This window comes from Streptomyces lunalinharesii (assembly GCF_039532155.1).
GTDB classification, from domain to species: Bacteria; Actinomycetota; Actinomycetes; order Streptomycetales; family Streptomycetaceae; genus Streptomyces; species Streptomyces lunalinharesii.
Map to the genome: position 1 here is coordinate 12,486 of NZ_BAAARK010000057.1, position 22,409 is coordinate 34,894.

Genomic DNA, 22,409 nt, shown 5'->3' on the forward strand with positions numbered 1-22,409 from the left:
GCCGCCTGCTCCCGTCGTCTCCCCCGCCCGGCTAACGTAGGACGAATGACCACCGCTACGCCCCGCACCCTCGCCGAGGAGCTCAGGACCTGCTCGGACCGCGGGCTCGCCGGCCTGCTGCGGGCCCGGCCCGACCTGCTCAACCCGGTGCCGGGCGACCTGACGCAGCTGGCCACCCGGGCCGGGACCCGGGCGTCGGTGGTCCGCGCGGTGGAGCGGCTGGACACCTTCGCCCTCCAGAGCGCCGAGGCGCTGGCGGTCGCCCCGGACCCCTGCCCGTACGGGACGCTGGCGGCGCTGATGGCCGGGGACGCCGGGGACGAGGCGGTCACCGCCGCGCTGCCGGGGGCCCTGGCGGCACTGCGCGCCCAGGCCCTGGTGTGGGGCCCGGACGACCGGCTGCGCCTGGTGCGCACCGCCCGGGAACTGCTCGCCCCGAGCCCCACCCGCCCCTCGCCGACCGGCCTGGGCCCGACCGTCGCCGAGGCCACCGCCGGCATGTCACCGGGCCGGCTCCAGACGGTCCTCGCCGCGGTCGACCTGCCCACCACCCACGACCCGGTGTCCGCGGTCGCCGCCCTCACCGCCCTCTTCTGCGACCGGCCCCGGATGGCCGCCCTCCTGGACACCGCGCCCGCCGAGGCCGTCGCCGTCCTGGACAGGCTGCTGTGGGGCCCGCCCTACGGCGCGGTCACCGACCGGCCGGCCGCCCACCTGCAATGGCTGCTGGACCGCGGGCTGCTGCTGCCGGCCGGCGCCCGCAACGTCGTCCTGCCCCGCGAGGCCGCGCTGCACCTGCGCGCCGGGCGGGCGCACCGCGTCGCCGAACCAGCCCCGCCCGCCCTCGCCCCGGCCACCGCGCGCGATCCACAGCTTGTGGACAACGCCGCCGCGGGCCAGGCGTTCACCGCGCTGGCCACCGTCGAGGAACTCCTCAAGGAGTGGGACCTCGGCGGCCCGCCCGTGCTGCGCGCCGGCGGCCTGAGCGTCCGCGACCTCAAGCGGACCGCGACCGCCCTGGACACCACCGAAGCGCTCGCCGCGTTCTGGCTCGAACTCGCCTACGCGGCCGGGTTGATCGCCTCCGACGGCGAGGCCGACGAACGCTACGCCGCCACCCCGGCCGCCGAAGACTGGCTCCAGCTGCCCGACCACGAGCGCTGGGCGGTCCTGGTCGCCGCCTGGCTGCCCGCCACCCGCACCCCGGGCGTGGTCGGCACCGCCGACGCCAAGGGCCGCGCACTGGCCGCCCTCGGCCCGCACCTGGACCGCTCCCCGGCCCCCGAGGTCCGGCACCGCGTGCTGACCCTGCTGGCCACCCTGCCGCCCGGCACGTCCGTCCCGGAGCCGACGCTGCTGTCCCGCCTGCGCTGGGAACGTCCGCTGCGCGCCGCCGCACCGGCCGCCCAGCCCCCGGCCGCACCCGCGCCCCAGGCCACCGGCCAGCCCGCGGCCACCGCCCCGGACGGCGCGCCCGGCCCCGCCCCCGCCGAGGACCTGCGCTCCCGGCTCGCCCAAGCCACCCTCACCGAGGCCGAGTTGCTGGGCGTGACGGGGCGCGGCGCGCTCGCCGCCCACGGCCGCACCCTGCTCGGCACCGCCCCGACCGCCGCCGAGGCGGCACCGGCCCCCGAGCCGGGCGCCGCCACCCCCCTCACCCCCGCCGAGGCGACCACCACCGCGGCCCGCGCCGCCGTCCTGCTCGCCCCGCTGCTGCCCGAACCGCTCGACCACGTCCTGCTCCAGGCCGACCTGACCGCCGTCGCCCCCGGCCCGCTGCACCGCCCGCTCGCCGAGGCGCTCGGCGTCCTGGCCGACGTCGAGTCCAAGGGCGGCGCCACGGTCTACCGCTTCACCCCGACCTCGGTGCGCCGGGCCCTGGACAGCGGCCGGTCCGCCGCCGAACTCCAGGAGTTCCTGACCACCCACTCCCGCACCCCGGTCCCGCAGCCGCTCGCCTACCTCATCGACGACGTGGCCCGCAAACACGGCCAGTTGCGCATCGGCGCGGCCACCGCCTACGTCCGGTGCGACGACGACGCGCTGCTCACCGAGATCCTCGCCGACCGCCGCTCCGTCGCCCTGCGGCTGCGCCGGCTCGCCCCGACCGTGCTCGCCGCCCAGTGCGCCCCCGATCAACTCCTCGACGGCCTCCGGGCGATGGGCTACGCCCCGGCCGCCGAATCCGCCGCCGGCGACGTCCTGGTGGCCCGCGCCGACTCCTACCGCACCCCGCGCCGGACGGCCCCGGCCCCGGTCCCGGACGGCCCGCCACCGCCCGACCGCACCCTGCTGGAGGCGGCCGTCCGCGCCATCCGCGCCGGCGACCTGGCCGCCACCGCCGAACGCAAGCCGGCCACCGCCCCCACCGGCGCCCCGGCCCCGGCCCCGGGCGCCCTGCCCCGCACCACCTCCGCCGAGACCCTGGCCACCATGCAGGCCGCGGTCCTCACCAGCTCCCCCGTCTGGATCGGCTACGTCAACGCGGACGGCGCCGCCAGCCAACGCGTGATCGCCCCCGTCCGCGTCGAGGGCGGCTACGTCACGGCCTACGACCACACCTCCGACGAGGTCCGCACCTACCCCCTGCACCGCATCACCGGCGTCGCGGAACTCGCCGACGACGCGGTCTGACCCACCCGGGGGCCACCCGCCGAGCGGACCGGGCGGCCTCCTCGCCGCGATGCGGCACACTGGACGTTTGGCACGTCGGGCGACCCGACGGCCCCGGCCGGCGGGTCAGCCCCGGAATGCGAAAGGCGAGGCGCGTGAACGGACCTCTCATCGTCCAGAGCGACAAGACGCTGCTGCTGGAGGTGGACCACGAGTCGGCGGACGCCTGCCGGCGAGCCATCGCACCGTTCGCCGAGCTGGAGCGGGCGCCGGAGCACATCCACACCTACCGGGTGACCCCGCTGGGGCTGTGGAACGCGCGGGCCGCCGGCCACGACGCCGAGCAGGTCGTGGACGCGCTGGTGCAGTACTCGCGGTACCCGGTGCCGCACGCACTGCTCGTCGACATCGCCGAGACCATGTCGCGCTACGGCCGGCTGACGCTCACCAAGCACCCCGCGCACGGCCTGGTGCTGTCCACCACCGACCGCCCCGTGCTGGAGGAGATCCTCCGCTCGAAGAAGGTGCAGCCACTGGTCGGCACCCGGATCGACCCGGACAGCGTCGCGGTGCACCCCTCCGAGCGCGGGCAGATCAAGCAGACCCTGCTCAAGCTGGGCTGGCCGGCCGAGGACCTGGCCGGCTACGTGGACGGCGAGGCGCATCCGATCGAACTGGCCGAGGACGGCTGGTCGCTGCGCCCGTACCAGGCGCAGGCCGTGGAGGGCTTCTGGCACGGCGGTTCCGGCGTCGTGGTGCTGCCCTGCGGCGCGGGCAAGACGCTGGTGGGCGCGGGGGCGATGGCGCAGGCCAAGGCGACCACGCTGATCCTCGTCACCAACACCGTCTCGGCCCGGCAGTGGAAGCACGAGCTGGTCAAGCGCACCTCGCTGACCGAGGACGAGATCGGCGAGTACAGCGGGACGAAGAAGGAGATCCGTCCGGTCACCATCGCCACGTACCAGGTGCTGACGACCAAGCGGAAGGGCGTCTACCCGCACCTGGAGCTGTTCGACTCGCGGGACTGGGGCCTGGTCATCTACGACGAGGTGCACCTGCTGCCGGCACCGGTCTTCAAGTTCACCGCCGACCTCCAGGCGCGCCGCCGACTGGGGCTCACCGCGACCCTGGTGCGCGAGGACGGGCGGGAGTCGGACGTCTTCTCGCTGATCGGCCCCAAGCGGTTCGACGCGCCGTGGAAGGAGATCGAGGCGCAGGGCTACATCGCGCCGGCCGACTGCGTCGAGGTGCGGGTGGACCTGACCGAGTCGGAGCGGTTGGCGTACGCCACGGCCGAGACGGAGGAGAAGTACCGCTTCTGCGCGACCACCGGCAGCAAGCAGCGGGTGACCGAGGCGCTGGTGCGGCGGCACGCGGGCGAGCAGACGCTGGTCATCGGGCAGTACATCGACCAGCTGGACGAGTTGGGCGAGCACCTCGACGCCCCGGTGATCAAGGGCGAGACGTCCAACGCGCAGCGCGAGAAGCTCTTCGACGCGTTCCGGCAGGGCGAGATCTCGGTGCTGGTGGTGTCGAAGGTCGCGAACTTCTCCATCGACCTGCCGGAGGCCACGGTCGCCATCCAGGTGTCCGGCACCTTCGGCTCCCGTCAGGAGGAGGCCCAGCGGCTGGGCCGGGTGCTGCGTCCGAAGGCGGACGGTCACGAGGCCCGGTTCTACTCGGTGGTCGCCCGGGACACCGTCGACCAGGACTTCGCCGCGCACCGGCAGCGCTTCCTGGCCGAACAGGGCTACGCGTACCGGATCATGGACGCGCACGAGCTGCTGACGGCGGGCGGCGACGGCGTCACGGCCGGGGAGGACGACTCCGCCCCGGCGTGAGCGCGGGCGGTGGCTACGGCGGGTGCCGTCGCCACGGCCGGGCTCCGGCGGCGGCCGTCAGCCCGTCGGGGCCTCGGTGGGCCGGCGGACGTCGGTGCGCGGTGCGGGGACCCGACGGGCCGCCAGCAGGCCGCCCGGTGTGCCGGGGCGGCCCGGGGGCCGCAGCGTCCACCAGGCGAGTGCGGCCAGCAGCGCCAGGCCGAGCACCGGGTAGGGGGAGGCCAGCGGCTGCTGCCACCAGGGGAAGTGCAGGGCCAGGGTGCCCCGGTGGTTGAGCGCCCACATCGAGCGGGCGGCGAAGAGCACCGTGACCGCGGCCACCAGCGCCCAGCGCCGGCGGTCGCGCCGGGCGTGCGCGATCAGCGCGACGAGCAGGGGCACGCACCAGACCCAGTGGTGCGACCAGCTGATCGGCGACACCAGCAGCGCGGTGACGGCCGTGGCCAGGACGCCCCAGAGGTCACGGCCGCGGTTCCGGTGGCACCGGCGGGCGACCCAGAGCCCGGCCGCGGCGGTGACCACGGCCGCGGCCAGCCACCACAGGCCCGGTGTGGTGGTGCCCAACAGGCGCGCGACGAGCCCTTGGAGTGACTGGTTGTCGACGATCCACACCTTGCCGACCCGCTGGGTCTCGAACATCCGGCGGGTCCAGAAGTCCACGCTCGCGCCCGGCAGCACCAGCACGCCGAGCAGCACCGACACCACGAATCCGGCGAAGGCGGTGAAGGCGGCCTTCACCCGTCCGGTGATCAGCAGGTAGACCGCGAAGATCGCCGGGGTCAGCTTGATGCCCGCGGCGAGGCCGATGGCGAAGCCCTTGAAGCGGGCGCCGTCCGGCCGCGAGAGGTCCCACAGGACCAGGCAGGTCAGGGCGAGGTTGACCTGGCCGAAGACCAGGGTCTGGAAGACCGGTTCGAGCCAGAGGCCGAGGGCGGTGGTGCCGAGGAGCAGCGGCGCGGAGTAGGCGTACCGGCGCAGGCCGGCGGCCTTACAGGAGAGGTGGATCAGCAACGCCAGGAGGGCGGCGTTGGCCATCACGCAGGTGATCTTGAGGGTGGTGAGCGAGATCCAGGTGGTGGGGACGAACAGCAGGGCGGCGAACGGCGGGTACGTCGCCGGCAGCGCCCACTTGGTGACCGTGAAGCCGTAGAGGTCACCGCCGGTCGCGGCGGCCTGGCCCTCGGCGCGGTAGACCTCTATGTCGGACATCGGCAGCTGCACGGCCAGGGAGAGCGCGTACAGCCCGGCGCAGGACACGACGAGCAGCGCCACGCCTATCGCCAATCGGCCCGGGCTGGCGATGCTCTGCGCCCAGGTGCGTCTCCACGTCCACGTCCCCGTCCCGTCGGCGGCAGACACCCGTTGACCCCTCCTCGTCGCCCTGAGCGCGCTCTTTGCGGCGACGCTAGTGGATCGAGACCGACCGTCCGTAACGCTTTCCGGTCAACCGGATGTCCATGCGGAAACGCCCCTCACACGCACGAAAGGTGCGCGATCCGGCCGAACCGCGCACTTCCGGCGACGGGCGCCGGGCCTGTGGTGGTGCGCGGTGCTGCTAAGCGGTGCGCGACGGTGCGCGCAGGACGCCGGTGCACGGACTGGTGGCGGACGGGTGGCGGTCGGGTGCTCGCTCGGCCCCGTACGTACTCCGGCGCGTGCGGACGCGGGCTCGGAGGGACGCTGCCTCGTACGGACGCGCACTCGTGCTTGCTCGGGCTGGCTGCTTACTCGGACTTGCTGCCGATTGCTACTGCTTGCTGCTTGCTGGCTGCTGGCTGCTGGCTGCTGGCTGCTGGCTGCTGGCTGCTCGGACCGTGCCCGGACGCGGGCCGCGGTGCCCGGTGCGCGCGCGCCGCGCGCCCGGCCTCAGCCCTCGGCGTACTCGCCCATCACCACCACGCTGAACACGGCCACGGCGAAGACCTTCACCGCGCGGACGGCGTTGCCCACCAGGTGACGCTGGTCGTGGGTGGGCGGTGAGCCGGTGGTCGGGTCGGAGCCGAGGGCCGTGGCGCCGTTGGCCGAGCGACGGGGGAGGGCGTGGACGGAGGCCGTGGGGATCATTGCGCTGCTCATGCCTCCATCATCGTTTTCACGCGAATGGCGCACATCGCCCCACGGTTCCATCTCTGCGCACCGCCACGTCAGCCTGTGGGCCCATGCCGACCCCTACGGGAGACCTACGGTTGTAGGCAGCGTCCCTCCCCAGGACGGCGTCGCCGCCGGCCGCACGCGGTGCCGGGCGAGCGCGGGGCGGCCCCGTGCGACGCCCGCCCGCCGGATATTCCGTTGGCGTCCCCGATACGTGCTGACTACAATCGCGCGCCTGCCTGCCTCCCGTCAGGGGAGCGCCGCCGACCGGTCGGAAACCGGCCGGCCGTTCGCATCATGCCGTCGCACGCCGTCGCGCCGTCGCGCCGCAGACCGAGGATTGACCCGTCACCGGAGGCAAGCCGTGCCCTCGCACGCCCACCCGACATCCGACCAGCACACCGCACCGCCGGCACCGCCCGCCGACCCGCTGCAACGGGAGCGCGCGCACCTCGCCGCGTCCCGTTCCGCGCTCCGCGCCATGCGCGAGGACGCCGAGAACCTGAACATCGCGAACGTCACCGCGAACTGGGTCAACGCCGAGATCCTCCAGGGCGAGATCGACGCCCGCATCAAGGCCCTCGCCGACCTCGCCCACACCCCGCTCTTCTTCGGTCGGCTCGACTACCTCCACGCCCCCGGCATGGACCTCGCCGAGGGGGCCGCCGGCGAGAACTTCTACGTCGGCCGCCGGCACGTCCACGACGCCGACGGCGACCCCATGGTCGTCGACTGGCGCGCGCCGGTCTCCCAGCCGTTCTACCGGGCCTCCAAGAAGGACCCGATGGACCTGAAGCTGCGCCGCCGCTTCGGCTACACCGGCGGCGAGCTGACCGCCTACGAGGACGAGCACCTCACCGACCCGGCCGAGGCCGAGACCACCAGCGCCCTCCTCCAGGCGGAGATCGAGCGCCCGCGCGTCGGCCCGATGCGGGACATCGTCGCCACCATCCAGCCCGAACAGGACGAGATCGTCCGGTCCGGCATCGGCGGCACGGTCTGCGTCCAGGGGGCGCCCGGTACGGGCAAGACGGCGGTGGGCCTGCACCGGGTCGCGTACCTGCTGTACGCGCACCGGGAGCGGCTGGCCCGTTCCGGCACGCTGGTCATCGGTCCGAACCGCTCCTTCCTCCAGTACATCGAGCAGGTGCTGCCCGCCCTGGGGGAGTTGGAGGTCAAGCAGGCCACGATCGACGACCTGGTCGGCCACGTGGCGGTGCACGGCGCGGACGAGGCGCCCGCGGCCATGGTCAAGGGCGATGCGCGGATGGCGGAGGTGCTGCGGCGGGCGGTGCGTTCGCACGTGACGTTGCCGCAGGAGCCCTGCATGGTGGTCCGCGGCTCCCGCCGTTGGCGCATCCCGGCGTACGAACTCGAAGAGATCGTGCGGGAGTTGCAGGACCGCGACATCCGCTACGGCGCGGCCCGGGAGGCGCTGCCGCAGCGGATCGCGCACGCCGTGCTGGTGCGGATGGAGCAGGCGGGCGAGGCGCCCGACGACCGGGTGCAGGACGCGGTGGCCCGCAACGCGGCGGTGAAGGCCGCGGTCAAGGCGATCTGGCCGCCGGTCGACCCGGCGAAGCTGGTGCTGCGGCTGCTGGGCGACGCCGAGTTCCTCGCCGCGCACGCGGACGGGCTGCTCACCGACGAGGAGCAGAAGACGATCCTGTGGGCGAAGCCGCCGCGCAGCGCGAAGAGCGCCAAGTGGTCGTCGGCGGACGCGGTGTTGATCGACGAGGCGATGGACCTGGTGGCCCGGACGCACTCGCTCGGCCACGTGGTGCTGGACGAGGCGCAGGACCTCTCGCCCATGCAGTACCGGGCGGTGGGCCGACGCTGCACCACCGGGTCGGCGACGGTGCTGGGCGACATCGCCCAGGGCACCACCCCCTGGGCGACCGACACCTGGCAGCAGGCGCTGGCCCACCTGGGCAAGCCCCATTCGGTCGTCGAGGAGCTGACCCAGGGCTTCCGCGTGCCGCGCGAGGTCATCGCCTACGCGTCCCGTCTGCTGCCGGCGATCGCGCCCGACCTGGAGGAGGCCACCTCCATCCGTGAGTCGGCGGGCGACTTCGCGGTCCGAGCGGTGGAGCCGACGGAGCTGGACGCGACCGTACTGGCGGCCTGCCGCGACGCGCTCGCCAAGGAGGGCTCGGTCGGCCTGATCGCCGCCGACGCCCGTATTCCGGTGCTGCGCGCGGCCCTTGAGGAGGCCGGCATCGGCGCGCTGCCCCCGGGCGCGGAGACCTCGGCCGACGCCCGCCTGACGCTGGTGCCGGCGACCCTGGCCAAGGGCCTGGAGTACGACTACGTGGTGCTGGACGAGCCGGCGGCGGTGGTGGACGGCGAACCGGACGAGCGGACCGGCCTGCGTCGCCTGTACGTGTGCCTGACCCGGCCGGTCTCGGGCCTGACGATCGTCCACGCGGCGGGGCTGCCGGAGCAGCTCCGGGCCGCCTGACGGCGCGCGGGCGGGGCGCCCGGCCGGCGCCCGCCCGCCCCAACTCCCGTGCTCAGGACAGCTTCTGGCCCGAAGAGACCGAGAGCTGCGTCTGCTCGCGCGGGGCGAACGGCGCCTTCCAGTTGCCGGTGCCGTGGTAGACGGACGAGGTGCCGTCCGCCGAGGTGACCAGGAGATCGGCCTTGCCGTCGGTGTTCGCGTCACCGATGCCGATCATCTGGGAGTACGCGCCCCAGCCGGCGCCGATCCGCACCCGCCCGTCGAAGGTGCCGTCCCCCTTGCCCAGGTACGACCAGAGCACCCCCGCCTTGTCCCGCGCGACCACGTCGCCGGCGGGCCCCCCGGCCACGTCGCCGACCGAGACGATCCGGTCGTAGCCGTTCCAGCCGGCGCCGATCTTCACCCGGGGGGCGAACGGCGCCTTCCAGCTGCCGGTGCCCTTGTAGAGCCAGAGCACCCCGGAGGAATCACGGGCCAGCAGGTCGCCACGGCCGTCGCCGGTGACGTCGCCACCGCCGGTGAGTTGGGTGTAGTCGCCCCAGCCGGCGCCGATCCGCACCCGCCCGTCGAAGGTGCCGTCCCCCTTGCCCAGGTACAGCCACAGCACCCCCGCCTTGTCCCGCGCGACCACGTCGCCGTGGTCCGCGCCGGCGACGTTGCCGACGGCCGTGACCTGGTCGTAGACGCCCCAGCCCCAGCCGATCTTTTCCGCCTCGCGGGTCTTCAGCCGTCCGTTCTTCGGGTCGCGGTAGGTGTCGCTGCGCGTCAGGTCGCCCCCGTCCCTGATCAGCAGGTCCGGCGAGCCGTTGTCGGTGTAGTCGTGCGGCGCGGGCTTGCGCGCGACCGTGAAGGTGCCGCGCTCCTTCAGGTCCGGGCCGATGCCGTTGGTGGGCTTGGCGGTCAGCGTCCAGGTGTAGTCGCCGTTGGGAGCGGCCCGGTCGGGGCCGTAGGAGGGCCCGAGCAGGCCGTCCCAGTCCAGCTCGATGCAGGTGGGCTTCCCGGATGCCGACACCTCGTGGTCGAGCGGGATCTCGACGTCGCGCTCGGTGCCGGAGGCCGTGTGGCGCAGGGTGACGGTCACCTCCTGGACGTTGGGGCGGGACAGCCGCCAGCGCGCCTTCCAATGGCCCTTGTCCAGCTCGGCGACGGCCGGAACCTGCGAGTCCAGGACGGTGACCTTGGTGGGCTCGCCAGTACTGGCGATCAGCTTGGCGACCGGCTCGGCGCCGGCCCCGATGGAGACCCGGTAGAGACCTTCGCCGTGCCCGGTGGTGCCGCCCATGACCAGCAGGTCGCCGTCGGGCGTGGGCGCGACGGAGGTGGCGTGGTCCATCACCTGGTGGGCGACGTAGCCGTCGGCGGGCATCGCGTAGAGCCCCTGGGGAAAGCCGGCCCAGCCCTCGTGGACCTTGCGCTTGCTGCCGTACAGCACCCAGTTGCCGACCAGACCCACCATCGGGTCGTACATGCGGCCGGGCGAATGGGTCGTCCGCTGCTGGTTGTCGCCGCGCTTCTCCACTTCCAGCTTCATGTCGTCGCGGTTGTTGTTCTCGTGCCCCATGACGGCCACGTGGGTGCCGGACAGCGCGACGCGTGAGAAGTCGGCGCCCAGCGTGTGGTGCGTGACCTTGGCGGAGGCCAGGTCGACCACGACGTACTCGCTGAACAGTGAGCCGACGACGTCGTCCGGCTCGTACCGCAGCACGACCGCGCCCGGTTCGCCCGCCACCGCCGCCATGTCCCGTGCCGGGAAGCGCAGGCCGGTGACCGCCCGGTCGGTGACCTTTCCGCCCACGTTCTCCAGGATGTGGGCTTCCCGGGTCTTTCCGGTGTCCTTCAGCGCGATCACGGACGTGCCGACGGTGCCCGCGTACGCGTAGCCGTACGGCGTGAGGTCGATGACGGTGGACGTCCCCGCGGCCATGTCGCGCAGCGTGATCTTCTTGGAGCTGGGCACGTACGGTGCGTCGCCCAGCGCCACGACGTCGGAGGCCGTGCCGTGCAGCGTGGAGTCCGTGAACGTGCCGTCGTCCGTGGCGAGTTCGCGGCTCTCGCCGTCCGCGTAGCGCGTCCACGACACGGTCTTGTCCGCGGCGACGGAGAGGAAGCCGGTGCGTCCCGCGCTGACGATCTCGGACCCGGGGGCGATCTTCAGCTGCTGCGCAGGGCTGGCAGCGGCCCCGGTGACGGCCCAGGTGGCGGCGACGGCGGGTGCGACGAGCGGGCCGGCGGTGACCGCGAGGGTCAGTGCGACGGCTCCGGTCAGCAGTCGTCGCGAACGTGCCGAGCGGCCCGACGTCCGAGGCGGCCGGGATATGTCGGAGCGGGTCATCTGCCCTCCAGGCAATGGGTCGTGCAGGCCGGAGGGCGCCGAGAGGAAGCGATTCCCCCCAAGCCGACGGAATGCACTCCCTCTTGCCTATTCCCGTAAATCCTAACAAGGGGAGGTCTGAGCGATTTGGGCCGGTTGGGCGGCGGCTGACCGGCGGCCTACCTGACGGATCGCCAGGCAGGCCGGCCTGCCGGCGCCCGCGAACGGCCTGACACCGCCCGTGACTTGACGTTCCCTCAGACCCGTGACGCCACCGGCGCGTCCAGGGCGGCCCGCCATTCCCGTACGGCGGCCGCGTCGACCGGTGCGGCCCAGCCGCCGGGCCGGGCGGCGCCGCCGATGTGGAACGCGTCGAGCCCGGCCGCCCGCAGCTCCGCCAGGTGGTCCAGGCGGAGCCCGCCGCCCACCAGGATCCGCGGCGCGTAGCCGGGCTCGCCCGCCGCCTTGTGCGCCTGCTCGGCGACCAGCGTCGCCAGCCCGGCGTCGACGCCCTCCGCGGCGCCGGCGGTCAGGTACGTGTCGAGGCCGTCCGTGCCGGCGAGGCCCGCCAGTTCCCGGCGGAGCGCGGCCCGGTCGGCGGCCCGGTCGATGGCCCGGTGGAACGTCCAGCGGCAGTCGCCGAGCGCCTCGACCAGGGCCCGCACGGCCGCCAGGTCCGGCCGGCCCGCCGGCGTCAGGAACCCCAGGACGAACTCGTCGGCACCCTCCGCCCGCAGCGCCGCGGCCGTGGCGCACAGCGCGTCCACGTCGCCCGCCGCGAAGCCGTCGGCGGCGCGCAGCATCACCCGCAGCGGGATGTCGACGGCCGCCCGGATCGCGGCGAACGTGGCGCGCGGCGGCGTCAGCCCGTCCGCGGCCATGTCCGCGACGAGTTCCAGGCGGTCGGCACCGCCGGCCTGCGCGGCCACCGCGTCCTCGGGACCGAGCGCGATCACCTCCAGGAGCGCGCGCTGATTCATACGACCCAACCTTCCGATGGCGAACGACGTGGCCAGAGCGTGCGGGGCGGGCGGCCGGGCGGCGCCGCACGCGTCTGCCGCGGCCCGCCGCCCCGCCCCCACTCCCGCACAGGTCTAGTCCAATACCCAGCCTAAGCGCTCGTCGACCGCGGCGCCGTCATCCGTTGTGCGACGCGGCCGAAATCCACCCGTGGCCCCTGCCGCCCCCGCCGCCCCGAAACCACCCGATGACGCGAGTGTGGATCAGCCCTCACATGGGTAACACGCCTTCCTCATAAGGGCGTTGCACCGGCAGCCTGCTCGCCCCGACCACGAGCACGGAGAAGCAGATGTCCGACCTTGCCACCGTATCCGCAGAAATAGCCCCTTATCTCGCCCTAGCGGCCAACAGCCTGGGCACCTCGGTCCTCACCGCCGCCCAGGACCGACTCGCCGACCGCACCGTGACCGCCGGCGAGGGCTTCTTCCGCCGCCTGCTGCACCGCCGCGACGGCTCCCTGGGCGACGGGGCCGCCGACCGCCCGCACCTCGACACCGACCGCGCCGACGCCCTCGACCGCCTGCTGGCCACCCTCGACGACCACGACCGCCAGCTGCTCGCCGACGCCCTCACCGCCTGGCTCCGCTCCCCCGCCGGCGACCGCGACGCCGCCGGCTTCCGGCAGCACGTCGACCGGCTCACCACACCCACCGGCACGCGGACCGTCCACAACACCGCCACCGCGACCGGTCAGGGCTCCCTCGCCGCCGGCGAGATCCACGGCAACATCACCATGGGAGGCAACCCCCAGTCCCAGGACGACGCATGACCCCCCAAAGACCCTCCCCACCGGACCCGGGGCACCTCCACAACGAGGCCACCGCCCACGGCGACCACGCCATCGCCGCCGGCAACATCCGCAACGTCTTCATCCGCTGGGCCCTGCAACACCCCAGCGCCCGCTGGCTGCCCCTGCTCCTGGCCTGCGCCGCCCTGCTCGTCGCCGGCACGACCTGGCCCGACGGCCCGGCCTCCCAATACGCCCTGTGGGGCGCCCTGACCGCCGTCTCCCTCGGCGCCGCGGCCGGCCGCGTCCTCGTGCAGCGCCCCGCCGACGCCCGCATCGTCGCCGCGCTCTCCCTCGTCTCCGTCCTGGCCACCGTCGGCGGCTACCTGGCCTTCCGCGACGTCGTCACCCACGGCGAGGTCGACGTGACGGGAAAGGTCACCGCCCAGGGCGGGCAACCGCTGGACGCCACCACCCACCGCAGCATCACCCTCAGCCTGGACGCCCCGGCCCTCCGGGAGAGCCGCAACGCCCTCCGCCTCACCCTGGCCGTCGACGACCACGACCCGGCCGGCCCGACCTGCGTCCCGGACTCCTACGTCACCGCCTCCCTGCTCAGCTCCGGCGTTCCCGCCCAGGCACAGCGCGTCGCCCCGGGCGGCACCGCCGACTTCTCCCTGGGCGCGCAGGTCAGCACCGTGCGGATCGACGTCACGCTCACCACGGGCCGCGGCTGCCGGATGGCCGTCCGGCCCACGCGGGCCACGCTGTACGACCAGTGAGCCACCGCACACGAAACGGGGACCCATGACCGCTCGCGCCACCTCACTCGCGGCCCTGCTCACGCTCGCCGGGCTCGCCGCCACCGCCACCGCCTGCGGCTCCGCCGAACCACCGTCCCTGCTCGCCTCCGGGAAGGTCCTGGTGGGCGTGAAGAGCGACCAGCCCGGCACCGGCTACACCCTCGACGGCTACAACCCCTCCGGGTTCGACATCACCCTCGCCCGCCACGTGCTCACCTCCCTCCACGTGGAACCGGACTTCGGTGCCGTGCCGTCCGAGGACCGGATGACCGTGCTCACCGAGAAGAAGAAGGACCTCATCGTCGCGACCTTCTCCATCACCCCGGACCGCATGGCGAAGCTCGACTTCGCGGGCCCCTACGCCAACACCTTCCAGGGCGTCCTGGTCCGCAAGGCGGACCACCGCATCGCCAAGCCCTCCGACGTCATCGGCAAGCGCGTCTGCACCTGGCCCGGCACCACTTCGTACAACTCCTTCAACGGCCCGGAGGGCCAGGGCATCCGCGTCTACCAGTCGCAGACCGCCCAGGGCTGCATCGCGGACCTGCGGCGCAACGACGCCGACGCGGTCTCCACCGACCAGATGATCCTCTACGGCTTCGCCAAGAAGTACCCCGACCTGAAGGTCGTCCCCAACATCACCTACGGGCCCGTCAACCAGTACGGAATCGCCATGGCCAAGGGCCACCGCGCCGACTGCCTGAAGATCCGCGACGCGCTGAAGGAGTACGTCACCAGCAGCGACTGGAGCCAGGACTTCGCCAACTCCCTCCCGGCCATTCCCGCCGCGGACCCCGACTGGGAGGGGCACTACAAGCCTCGTCCCACGAACATCGACGCCCTCTCCTGCCGCGACAAGCCCAGCTTCTGAGGCGGGCACAATGACCGCCATGACCGACCCCCGTCCCGACCTGGCCGCCCGCTGGGCCGCCACCGTGGCCCAGGCCCGCGGCCCCCAGGCACCCCACCCCGCGCCCGCGCAGGGCCCCGACCCCGCCCCGTACGCGGCCGACCTGCTGCGCCGCTGGGCCGAACCGCAGCGCCGCTACCACACCACCGACCACCTCAGCGCGGTCCTCGACCGGATCGACGAACTCGCCCCGCACGCCGACGACGTGCCCGCCGTCCAGTTGGCGGCCTGGTTCCACGACGCGGTGTACCGGCCGGACCGCTCCGAGAACGAGGAACGCAGCGCCGCCCTCGCCGAGCGCGCCCTGCCCGAACTCGGCATCGACCCGGCCCGCACGTCCGAGGTCGCCCGGCTCGTCCGCCTGACCGTCACCCACGACCCGGCCCCCGACGACCGCAACGGCGCCGTCCTGTGCGACGCCGACCTGGCCGTCCTGGCCGGCTCCCCCGACGCCTACGCCGCCTACGCCGCCGCGGTCCGCGCCGAGTACGCCTTCGTCCCCGACCCGGACTTCCGGGCCGGCCGCGCCGCGGTCCTGCGCCAACTCCTGGCGCTTCCACACCTGTTCAGGACCCCCCACGGCCACGACCGCTGGGAGCGCCCGGCCCGCCACAACCTGTCGACCGAACTGGCCCTCCTGGAGACCGGCGCCGGCAACGCCGACGGCACACACGACGGCGACGGCACCACCGACTGACCCCGACCGGGCACCGGCGCCCCCTGGCCGGCCCAGCACGCCCGCACCGGGGCCGTTCCGACGACCGGGGCCCCGGACGGCACCGCCGACGCCGCCCCCGCGTGGCGGACGCCACCCTCCGCGCGGGAATGCCGACCCCCGCTCCCCCTGTTGTCACCTGTCATGCCAGCACCAGCCGCCTCCCCTGCCCGTGCCCGTCTCCCCCTCGCCGTCTACATTCTCGGCCTGTCCGTATTTGCCCTGGGCACCAGCGAGTTCATGCTGTCCGGCATCCTCCAGCCGCTCGCCCGCGACCTCGGGGTGTCCATCCCGCAGGCCGGACTGCTGATCTCCGCGTTCGCCATCGGCATGGTGGTCGGCGCTCCCGTACTGGCCGCCGCAACGCTCCGCCTCCCCCGCCGCACCACCCTCATCGCCCTGCTCGCGATCTTCGGCCTCGGCCAGGTCGCGGGCGCGCTGGCCCCCTCCTACGCCGTCCTCTTCGCGTCCCGCGTCATCAGCGCACTGGCCTGCGCCGGCTTCTGGGCGGTGGGCGCGGCCGTGGCCGTCTCCCTCGTCCCGGTCAACGCCCGGGCCCGCGCCATGGCCGTCATGGTCGGCGGGCTGAGCATCGCCAACATCGCCGGCGTGCCGGCCGGTGCGCTGCTCGGCCAGCACGCCGGCTGGCGCGCCGCCTTCTGGGCGGTGGCGGTGCTCTCCGTCGTCGGCCTCGTCGGCGTCGTCACCCTCGTACCGCACACGGAGGTGCCGACCGGCGAGGACCGCCCCCAGCTCCGCCGCGAGCTGACCATCTACAAGGACAAGCAGGTCTGGCTGGCGCTGATCGCCACCGCCATGAACGGCGCCGCGGTCTTCGCCCTCTTCTCGTACCTCTCACCGCTGCTGACCGACACCGCCGGGCTCGCCGAGAGCTGGGTCCCGACGGTGCTGGCGCTGTTCGGCGTCGGCGCGCTGATCGGTACGTTCATCGGTGGCCGGATCGCCGACGCCCACCTCTTCGGCACGCTCTTCGGCGGCATCGCCGCCTCCACCGCCGTCCTCACCCTCCTGGCGCTGACCGCGCACAGCCCGGTCGCCGCCGTGGCCCTCTCCCTCATGCTCGGCGTCACGGCCTTCACCACCGCCCCGGCCCTCAACGCCCGGATGTTCAACGTGGCGAACGCCGCCCCGACCCTCGCCGGCGCCACCACCACCGCCGCCTTCAACATCGGCAACACCGTCGGCCCCTGGCTGGGCGGCCTGACCATCAGCGCCGGCTGGGGCTACCCGTCCGTCGCCTGGACCGGCGCGGCCCTCGCCGCCGTCGCCGTCCTCACCACCGCCCTCGCCTTCCGCCTCCACCGCACCTCGGCCCGCTCCCGCGTGGTCGCCTCCTCGGCCCCCGCAGCCGACTCCGCGACCGACGCGGCAGCCACCCTCCACTCCCCGGAGTCCGCGAACCGCCACTGACCCCCGCACCCCGCCCCTACCGGCGCACCCGAACCCGTTCCGCCCCTGCGCCCGGTCCGCACCGTCGCCCCCGCCCCGCCCCCGCCGTCATCCCGCCGTCATCCCGCTGACCGTGCCGCTCGCCCTGACAGCCTGTGGCGCGCCGCGGCCCGGGCGGGGGGGGGCCGGGGCGGGCCGAGGGCCGGGGGCCTGCGGGGGCCCCACATCGCGGGGAACGCCTAGGGGGTCCGCCCTCAAGGCGTGGGGCGTTCGTCCCTGCGGTGCTTCGGCCGTCGCAACCCCGCCTCCGTGAGCCGGCGCACCAGCTCCTTGGAACCGATCTCCACGGCCCCGGCCCGCACGGCATCGTCATACCGCTCGGCCGGCCAGTCGTAGTGGTCGCGCTCGAAGGCCCGGCTCGGTGCGCCCAACGCGGCCGCGAAGCGGTGCAGTTCCTCGAACGACCGGTCGCTGACCAGGTGTGACCACATCCGGCCGTGCCCCGGCCAATTGGGCGGGTCTATGTAGAGCGCCACCTCAGCCCTCCGCCGGCCCGCGCAACCGCCCGACCGGGGCGACGGCGACCGCCGTCTTCGGGCACACCCAGTGCGGATCCGGCCCCAACTCCGGCTCCACGTCGAGCGCGTGCGGATCCCCGGTCTCCGTGCACACCGGGCACAACGGCCAGCGGCCGTACCGCTCCAGCAGCGCGTCCTGCACGTCCTGCGCTATCAGTCCCGCGACGAACGCGGCTCCGTCAGGCCACTGCTCCACCCACCATCGACGGTGCGTGACCGCATCCTCGACCAGCGAGACGATCTCGGCGTCCGCTACGTCGTCCGCCATCAGGTCGGCGAGCACCAGTGCCCGCGCGGCGTGCAATGCCTGTTCCAGCTCCATGACCTCATTCTCGCGCGAAGCCGCCGACCGGCCGAAGTTATCCACAGGTAGCCGCAACGCCGTCCACGGCCCGTCCACAGGCATCACGGAGGGTATTGACGCACCCTCGCGCTGAAAATACCTTTCAGACATGAGTAGCGGAGTGAAGGAAACTTTCAGCCGGCCGGCCCCGGCGCCACCGGCACCCGCGGCCCTGGCAGCCAAGGTCCGCACCCTCGCGCCGACGATGACCCGCTCCATGCAACGGGTCGCGGAGACCGTGGCGAGCGACCCGGCGGGCTGCGCCGCCCTCACCGTCACCGGCCTGGCCGAGCGCACCGGCACCAGCGAAGCCACCGTCGTCCGCACCTCCCGCCTGCTCGGCTATCCGGGCTACCGCGACCTGCGCCTCGCCCTCGCCGCGCTCGCCGCACAGCAGGCCGCCGGCAGCGCCCCTGCCGTCACGGCCGACATAGCGGTCGACGACTCCCTGGTCGACGTCGTCACCAAGCTCGCCCAGGAAGAGCAGCAGTGCCTGGCCGACACCGCCGCCGCACTGGACGTCACCCAGTTGGAAGCGGCCGTCGCCGCCCTCGCCGCCGCCCGCCGCATCGACGTCTACGGCATCGGCGCCTCCAACCTCGTCGCCCAGGACCTGGTGCAGAAGCTGCTGCGCATCGGCCTGATCGCCCACGCCCACTCCGACCCGCACCTCGCCGTGACCAACGCCGTGCAGATGCGGGGCCGGGACGTCGCCATCGCGATCACCCATTCGGGTCGGACGACGGACGTCATAGAGCCACTGCGGGTCGCCTTCGACCACGGCGCGACGACGATCGCCATCACCGGCCGCCCGGACGGCGAGATCGCCGCCTACGCCGACCACATCCTGACGACCTCCACGGCCCGCGAGAGCGAGCTGCGCCCCGCGGCGATGTCCTCCCGCACCAGTCAACTCCTCGTCGTCGACTGCCTCTTCATAGGCGTCGCCCAGCGCACCTACGAAACCGCCGCCCCCGCCCTGTCCGCCTCCTACGAGGCCCTCGCCCACCGCCACAACCCCCGGCACTGACAGGCAACTGGCCAGCCCCCCCCCCCCCCCCCCCGGAGGACACCACGCCAGGCCGGAACACCGAACGCCGAACACCGACGGGCACCGCGCGCCGGCATCCACCACCAAGGTCGGCCACCACAGCACCACCACGCCACGAAGCGGCACGAACGCCCCGGCGGCACCGGCGCACACCACCACACCCCCGGCAACGCAACCGCCTCCGACAACACCACCACCAGCACCCCGCCACGCGGGCACTCAGGCACGCAGGCGCTCACCCGAGCACGCCGACCCACCGGCCACCGGCCCGCCGGCGCGCAGCCGGATCCCAGCACCACACGCCCCGACCGGCAGCAGCAACCACGCCACCCCCCGCACCTCAAGGAGCCCCGCCCCATGCCACCCACCGACCCCAACTACACGGCACTCCGGAGCCAGTTGGCTTCCCTCACCACCGAGGAACACCGCCCCGACCTCGCCGACATCGACTGCCGCCCCACCCTGGAGATCGCCCGCCTGATGAACGACGAGGACGCCACCGTCCCCGCCGCCGTCGCCGAACGCCTCCCCGAGATCGCCGCAGCCATCGACGCCACCGCCGCCCGCATGGCCCGAGGCGGCCGCCTGATCTACGCCGGCGCCGGCACGGCCGGCCGACTCGGCGTCCTGGACGCCAGCGAGTGCCCGCCGACCTTCAACACCGACCCCTCCGAAGTGCTCGGCCTGATCGCGGGCGGCCCGTCCGCGATGGTCACCGCCGTCGAGGGCGCCGAGGACAGCGAGGAGTTGGCCGCGGCGGACCTGACCGCGCTCGCCGTCGCCGACCGTGACGTCGTCGTCGGCATCTCCGCCTCCGGCCGCACGCCGTACGCCGTCGGCGCGGTCGAGCACGCCCGCGCCATCGGCGCCCTGACCATCGGCCTGTCCTGCAACGCCGATTCCGCCCTCGCCGCGGCCGCCGAGCACGGCATCGAGATCATCGTCGGCCCCGAGCTGATCACCGGCTCCACCCGCCTCAAGGCCGGCACCGCCCAGAAGCTCGTCCTCAACATGATCTCGACGCTCACCATGATCCGCCTGGGCAAGACCTACGGGAACCTGATGGTCGACGTCCGGGCCTCCAACGACAAGCTACGGGCCCGCTCGCGCCGCATCGTCGCACTCGCCACCGGCGCCTCCGACCTGGAGATCGAGGCCGCCCTGACCGAGACCGGCGGCGAGGTGAAGCACGCCATCCTCGTCCTGCTCGGCAGCGTGGACGGACGCGAGGCCGCCCGCCTCCTCACCGCCTCCAAGGGCCACCTCCGCACCGCCCTCCAGTCCACCACCGGCCACGCCCGCACGACCTGACCTACCGTCAGCCACTCGACAGCAAGGCGCCACACATGACCGAAGACAAGAACCGCGCCACCGCCGCCGCGCTGCTCCCCCTCGTCGGCGGCGCCGACAACGTCACCTCCGTCGCCCACTGCATGACCCGGCTCCGCCTGGGCATCAGGGACCGCGCCCTCGTCCGGGACGACGCCCTCAAGGCGCTCCCCGCCGTCCTGGGCGTGGTGGAGGACGACACCTACCAGATCGTCCTGGGCCCGGGCGTCGTCGCCCGGGTCACCCCGGAGTTCGAACGCCTACTGTCCGAGACCCACGCCGCCGACGCCACCCGCGAAACCACCCCGCAAGGTGACACTCCGCAGGAACGAATCACTCTCCGTAACCGTTGCCGTAAAAAGGAAGAAAGCGGCCCCCCAGCGGCGGCCCCCGCACCACCCGCCCCCACCCCGACAGCCGCCCCCGCACCACCCAACAACGCCACCAGCACCCACAACGCCCCCAACCCCGCCAACGCCACCGACCTGGCCGCCCAAGGCTCCGCCCTCAAGGCCCGCCAGAAGGCCCGCAACGCCACCCCGGTGAAACTCCTCCTCCGCCGGATCGCCAACATCTTCGTCCCGCTCATCCCCGCCCTGATCGGCTGCGGCATCATCGCCGGCCTCAACGGCCTGCTCACCAACGCAGGTTGGCTGCCCGCCCTCGCCCCTGCCCTGACCGCCATCGCCTCCGGCTTCATGTCCCTGATCGCGGTCTTCGTCGGCTACAACACCGCGAAGGAGTTCGGCGGTACCCCGGTCCTGGGCGGCGCGGTTGCCGCCGTGATCGTCTTCCCGGGCATCGCCAACGTCACCGCCTTCGGCCAGAAGCTCGCCCCCGGCCAAGGCGGCGTCCTGGGCGCGCTCGGCGCCGCCCTCCTCGCCGCCCAACTGGAGAAGCAGCTCCGCAGGCGCGTCCCCGAGTCCCTGGACGTGCTCCTCACCCCCACCCTCACCGTCCTCCTCACCGGCCTGGTCACCGTCTTCGGCCTGATGTACGTCGCTGGTGAGGTCTCCACCGCCATCGGCACGGCCGCCAACTGGCTGCTCGCCCACGGCGGCGCCGTCGCCGGGTTCCTCCTCGGCGGCCTCTTCCTCCCCCTCGTCATGCTGGGCCTGCACCAGGCCCTCATCCCCATCCACACCACCCTGATCGAGCAGCAGGGCTACACGACCCTCCTCCCGATCCTCGCCATGGCCGGCGCGGGCCAGGTCGGCGCCGCCGTGGCCGTCTACGTCCGCCTCCGCCGCAACCACTCGATCCGCGCGACGATCCGCTCCGCCCTCCCCGCCGGCTTCCTCGGCGTCGGCGAGCCGCTGATCTACGGCGTCTCGCTCCCCCTCGGCCGGCCCTTCATCACCGCCTGCCTCGGCGGCGCGTTCGGCGGTGGCTTCGTCGGCCTCTTCAACCAACTCGGCGACGCCGTCGGCTCCACCGCGATCGGCCCCTCCGGCTGGGCCCTCTTCCCCCTGGTCAAGGGCAACCAGTCGTTCGGCACGACGCTCACCGTCTACGCCCTCGGCCTCCTCATCGGCTACGCGGTCGGCTTCGCCGCCACCTACCTCTTCGGCCTCAGCCGTCAGCAACGAACGGACCTCAACCGGCAGTCCCCGGACCTCGACGCACCCGACACCGCGGCCACCCCGCCCGGAACCGACACCAACACGCCCGATACCGCGCCCCACACACACCGCCCCCAGGCCCAAACGGACCTCGCCCAGACCGCCGCGGCCGGGGCACACACCTCACCAACGGACACCACCCCGGCCGACGCCACCCCGGCCTGACGACTGCCGGCAGCGGCCGATGACGGCCCACGCGCGCCAAAGGCCAAGGGCCGAGGAGGGCCAAGGGCCAAAGAAGGCCAACGCGGCGACTCCGCCGCCCCCATCCCGCCATCGGGGACGTCTACGCACCCTCGCGCGTAGACGTCCCCAACGCGCCCCCAATACGCCCCCGATGACTCACAAAAGTCGACCCGTGGAAACGACCGGCCACTGAAGGCGACCGACACAGACAACCCATCGAACTGCCCGTAACAGATCAGGCAGACAGTTCCACTCCGCCCACCTCACCCCCGCCACCAACCAATCGCAGCCCCACCCCAGACCACCCCGCACCCGCACCCGCACCCGCACCCGCACCCGCACCCGCACCGATCACACCGCACGGCACAGCTCCACACCCCACCCCACCCCCAGCGCGG

Annotated in this window: 17 protein-coding genes; 11 read left to right on the top strand and 6 right to left on the bottom strand. The window is 73.7% G+C overall.

Features of this window, described 5'->3' with window-relative positions; all coding sequences use genetic code 11:
* The first annotated feature begins 45 nt into the window (after positions 1–45).
* A complete protein-coding gene (locus ABD385_RS38280; RefSeq protein ID WP_344584514.1) occupies positions 46–2,634 on the top strand; it encodes a helicase-associated domain-containing protein in 2,589 nt (862 codons plus the stop codon).
* 134 nt (positions 2,635–2,768) lie between these two features.
* A complete protein-coding gene (locus ABD385_RS38285; protein WP_344584516.1) occupies positions 2,769–4,454 on the top strand; it encodes a DNA repair helicase XPB in 1,686 nt (561 codons plus the stop codon).
* Between the two features lie 57 nt (positions 4,455–4,511).
* Here ABD385_RS38285 and ABD385_RS38290 read toward each other — a convergent pair whose 3' ends face one another.
* Both ABD385_RS38290 and ABD385_RS38295 read right to left on the bottom strand, forming a co-directional pair.
* On the bottom strand, positions 4,512–5,813 hold the full coding sequence (locus ABD385_RS38290; protein ID WP_344584517.1) for a glycosyltransferase 87 family protein: 1,302 nt from the start codon (positions 5,811–5,813) through the stop codon (positions 4,512–4,514).
* 507 nt (positions 5,814–6,320) lie between these two features.
* The gene (locus ABD385_RS38295) at positions 6,321–6,530 is read right to left on the bottom strand and encodes a hypothetical protein (RefSeq protein WP_344584519.1); all 210 of its coding nucleotides are present in this window, start codon (positions 6,528–6,530) and stop codon (positions 6,321–6,323) included.
* Between the two features lie 379 nt (positions 6,531–6,909).
* Between ABD385_RS38295 and ABD385_RS38300 the strand changes: the two genes are divergently transcribed.
* A complete protein-coding gene (locus tag ABD385_RS38300) occupies positions 6,910–9,006 on the top strand; it encodes a HelD family protein (RefSeq protein WP_344584521.1) in 2,097 nt (698 codons plus the stop codon).
* 52 nt (positions 9,007–9,058) lie between these two features.
* Here the strand turns inward: ABD385_RS38300 and ABD385_RS38305 are convergent, their stop codons facing one another.
* Together ABD385_RS38305 and ABD385_RS38310 are read right to left on the bottom strand one after the other, a co-directional pair.
* Positions 9,059–11,338: an FG-GAP repeat domain-containing protein gene (locus tag ABD385_RS38305; RefSeq protein WP_344584522.1), complete on the bottom strand. Its 2,280-nt coding sequence runs from the start codon at positions 11,336–11,338 to the stop codon at positions 9,059–9,061.
* Between the two features lie 236 nt (positions 11,339–11,574).
* A complete protein-coding gene (locus tag ABD385_RS38310) occupies positions 11,575–12,297 on the bottom strand; it encodes a copper homeostasis protein CutC (RefSeq protein WP_344584523.1) in 723 nt (240 codons plus the stop codon).
* Positions 12,298–12,626: 329 nt separating this feature from the next.
* Here ABD385_RS38310 and ABD385_RS38315 point away from each other — a divergent pair, with 329 nt between their 5' ends.
* The 5 genes from ABD385_RS38315 to ABD385_RS38335 all read left to right on the top strand — a co-directional run bounded on the left by ABD385_RS38315 (position 12,627) and on the right by ABD385_RS38335 (position 16,923).
* Positions 12,627–13,106, top strand: a complete 480-nt coding sequence (locus tag ABD385_RS38315; RefSeq protein WP_344584524.1) for a hypothetical protein — start codon at positions 12,627–12,629, stop codon at positions 13,104–13,106.
* A complete protein-coding gene (locus tag ABD385_RS38320) occupies positions 13,103–13,846 on the top strand; it encodes a hypothetical protein (protein ID WP_344584525.1) in 744 nt (247 codons plus the stop codon). The genes ABD385_RS38315 and ABD385_RS38320 overlap by 4 nt, the downstream gene beginning before the upstream one ends.
* A gap of 25 nt (positions 13,847–13,871) precedes the next feature.
* Entirely contained in the window at positions 13,872–14,738 is an 867-nt protein-coding gene (locus tag ABD385_RS38325; protein WP_344584527.1) for a transporter substrate-binding domain-containing protein, read from the top strand.
* A 10-nt stretch (positions 14,739–14,748) separates the two neighbouring features.
* The gene (locus tag ABD385_RS38330) at positions 14,749–15,474 is read left to right on the top strand and encodes an HD domain-containing protein (protein ID WP_425585580.1); all 726 of its coding nucleotides are present in this window, start codon (positions 14,749–14,751) and stop codon (positions 15,472–15,474) included.
* Positions 15,475–15,636: 162 nt separating this feature from the next.
* Positions 15,637–16,923: a Cmx/CmrA family chloramphenicol efflux MFS transporter gene (locus tag ABD385_RS38335; RefSeq protein WP_344584531.1), complete on the top strand. Its 1,287-nt coding sequence runs from the start codon at positions 15,637–15,639 to the stop codon at positions 16,921–16,923.
* A gap of 233 nt (positions 16,924–17,156) precedes the next feature.
* On the opposite strand, the gene ABD385_RS38340 is transcribed toward ABD385_RS38335, so the two are convergent.
* Positions 17,157–17,438 (bottom strand): DUF4031 domain-containing protein, encoded by a 282-nt coding sequence (locus tag ABD385_RS38340; protein ID WP_344584532.1) that lies wholly within the window; start codon positions 17,436–17,438, stop codon positions 17,157–17,159.
* Position 17,439: 1 nt separating this feature from the next.
* On the bottom strand, positions 17,440–17,802 hold the full coding sequence (locus ABD385_RS38345; RefSeq protein ID WP_037637098.1) for a hypothetical protein: 363 nt from the start codon (positions 17,800–17,802) through the stop codon (positions 17,440–17,442).
* Positions 17,803–17,932: 130 nt separating this feature from the next.
* Here ABD385_RS38345 and ABD385_RS38350 point away from each other — a divergent pair, with 130 nt between their 5' ends.
* The 3 genes from ABD385_RS38350 (at position 17,933) to ABD385_RS38360 (ending at position 21,990) form a co-directional block, all read left to right on the top strand.
* Positions 17,933–18,853, top strand: coding sequence for a MurR/RpiR family transcriptional regulator (locus ABD385_RS38350; protein ID WP_344584535.1), 921 nt, complete (start codon positions 17,933–17,935; stop codon positions 18,851–18,853).
* Positions 18,854–19,231: 378 nt separating this feature from the next.
* The gene (gene murQ, locus ABD385_RS38355; RefSeq protein ID WP_344584537.1) at positions 19,232–20,185 is read left to right on the top strand and encodes an N-acetylmuramic acid 6-phosphate etherase; all 954 of its coding nucleotides are present in this window, start codon (positions 19,232–19,234) and stop codon (positions 20,183–20,185) included.
* Positions 20,186–20,220: 35 nt separating this feature from the next.
* Positions 20,221–21,990 (top strand): PTS transporter subunit EIIC, encoded by a 1,770-nt coding sequence (locus ABD385_RS38360; protein WP_344584538.1) that lies wholly within the window; start codon positions 20,221–20,223, stop codon positions 21,988–21,990.
* Positions 21,991–22,409 lie beyond the last annotated feature (419 nt).

Excerpts from the sequence above, each read along its gene's own strand:
- ABD385_RS38280 (WP_344584514.1), top strand. The coding sequence starts at position 46 with ATGACCACCGCTACGCCCCGCACCCTCGCCGAGGAGCTCAGGACCTGC.
- ABD385_RS38295 (WP_344584519.1), bottom strand. The coding sequence starts at position 6,530 with ATGAGCAGCGCAATGATCCCCACGGCCTCCGTCCACGCCCTCCCCCGT.
- ABD385_RS38305 (WP_344584522.1), bottom strand. The coding sequence starts at position 11,338 with ATGACCCGCTCCGACATATCCCGGCCGCCTCGGACGTCGGGCCGCTCG.
- ABD385_RS38310 (WP_344584523.1), bottom strand. The coding sequence starts at position 12,297 with ATGAATCAGCGCGCGCTCCTGGAGGTGATCGCGCTCGGTCCCGAGGAC.
- ABD385_RS38315 (WP_344584524.1), top strand. The coding sequence starts at position 12,627 with ATGTCCGACCTTGCCACCGTATCCGCAGAAATAGCCCCTTATCTCGCC.
- ABD385_RS38320 (WP_344584525.1), top strand. The coding sequence starts at position 13,103 with ATGACCCCCCAAAGACCCTCCCCACCGGACCCGGGGCACCTCCACAAC.
- ABD385_RS38325 (WP_344584527.1), top strand. The coding sequence starts at position 13,872 with ATGACCGCTCGCGCCACCTCACTCGCGGCCCTGCTCACGCTCGCCGGG.
- ABD385_RS38330 (WP_425585580.1), top strand. The coding sequence starts at position 14,749 with ATGACCGCCATGACCGACCCCCGTCCCGACCTGGCCGCCCGCTGGGCC.
- ABD385_RS38335 (WP_344584531.1), top strand. The coding sequence starts at position 15,637 with ATGCCAGCACCAGCCGCCTCCCCTGCCCGTGCCCGTCTCCCCCTCGCC.
- ABD385_RS38345 (WP_037637098.1), bottom strand. The coding sequence starts at position 17,802 with ATGGAGCTGGAACAGGCATTGCACGCCGCGCGGGCACTGGTGCTCGCC.
- ABD385_RS38350 (WP_344584535.1), top strand. The coding sequence starts at position 17,933 with ATGAGTAGCGGAGTGAAGGAAACTTTCAGCCGGCCGGCCCCGGCGCCA.
- murQ (WP_344584537.1), top strand. The coding sequence starts at position 19,232 with ATGCCACCCACCGACCCCAACTACACGGCACTCCGGAGCCAGTTGGCT.
- ABD385_RS38360 (WP_344584538.1), top strand. The coding sequence starts at position 20,221 with ATGACCGAAGACAAGAACCGCGCCACCGCCGCCGCGCTGCTCCCCCTC.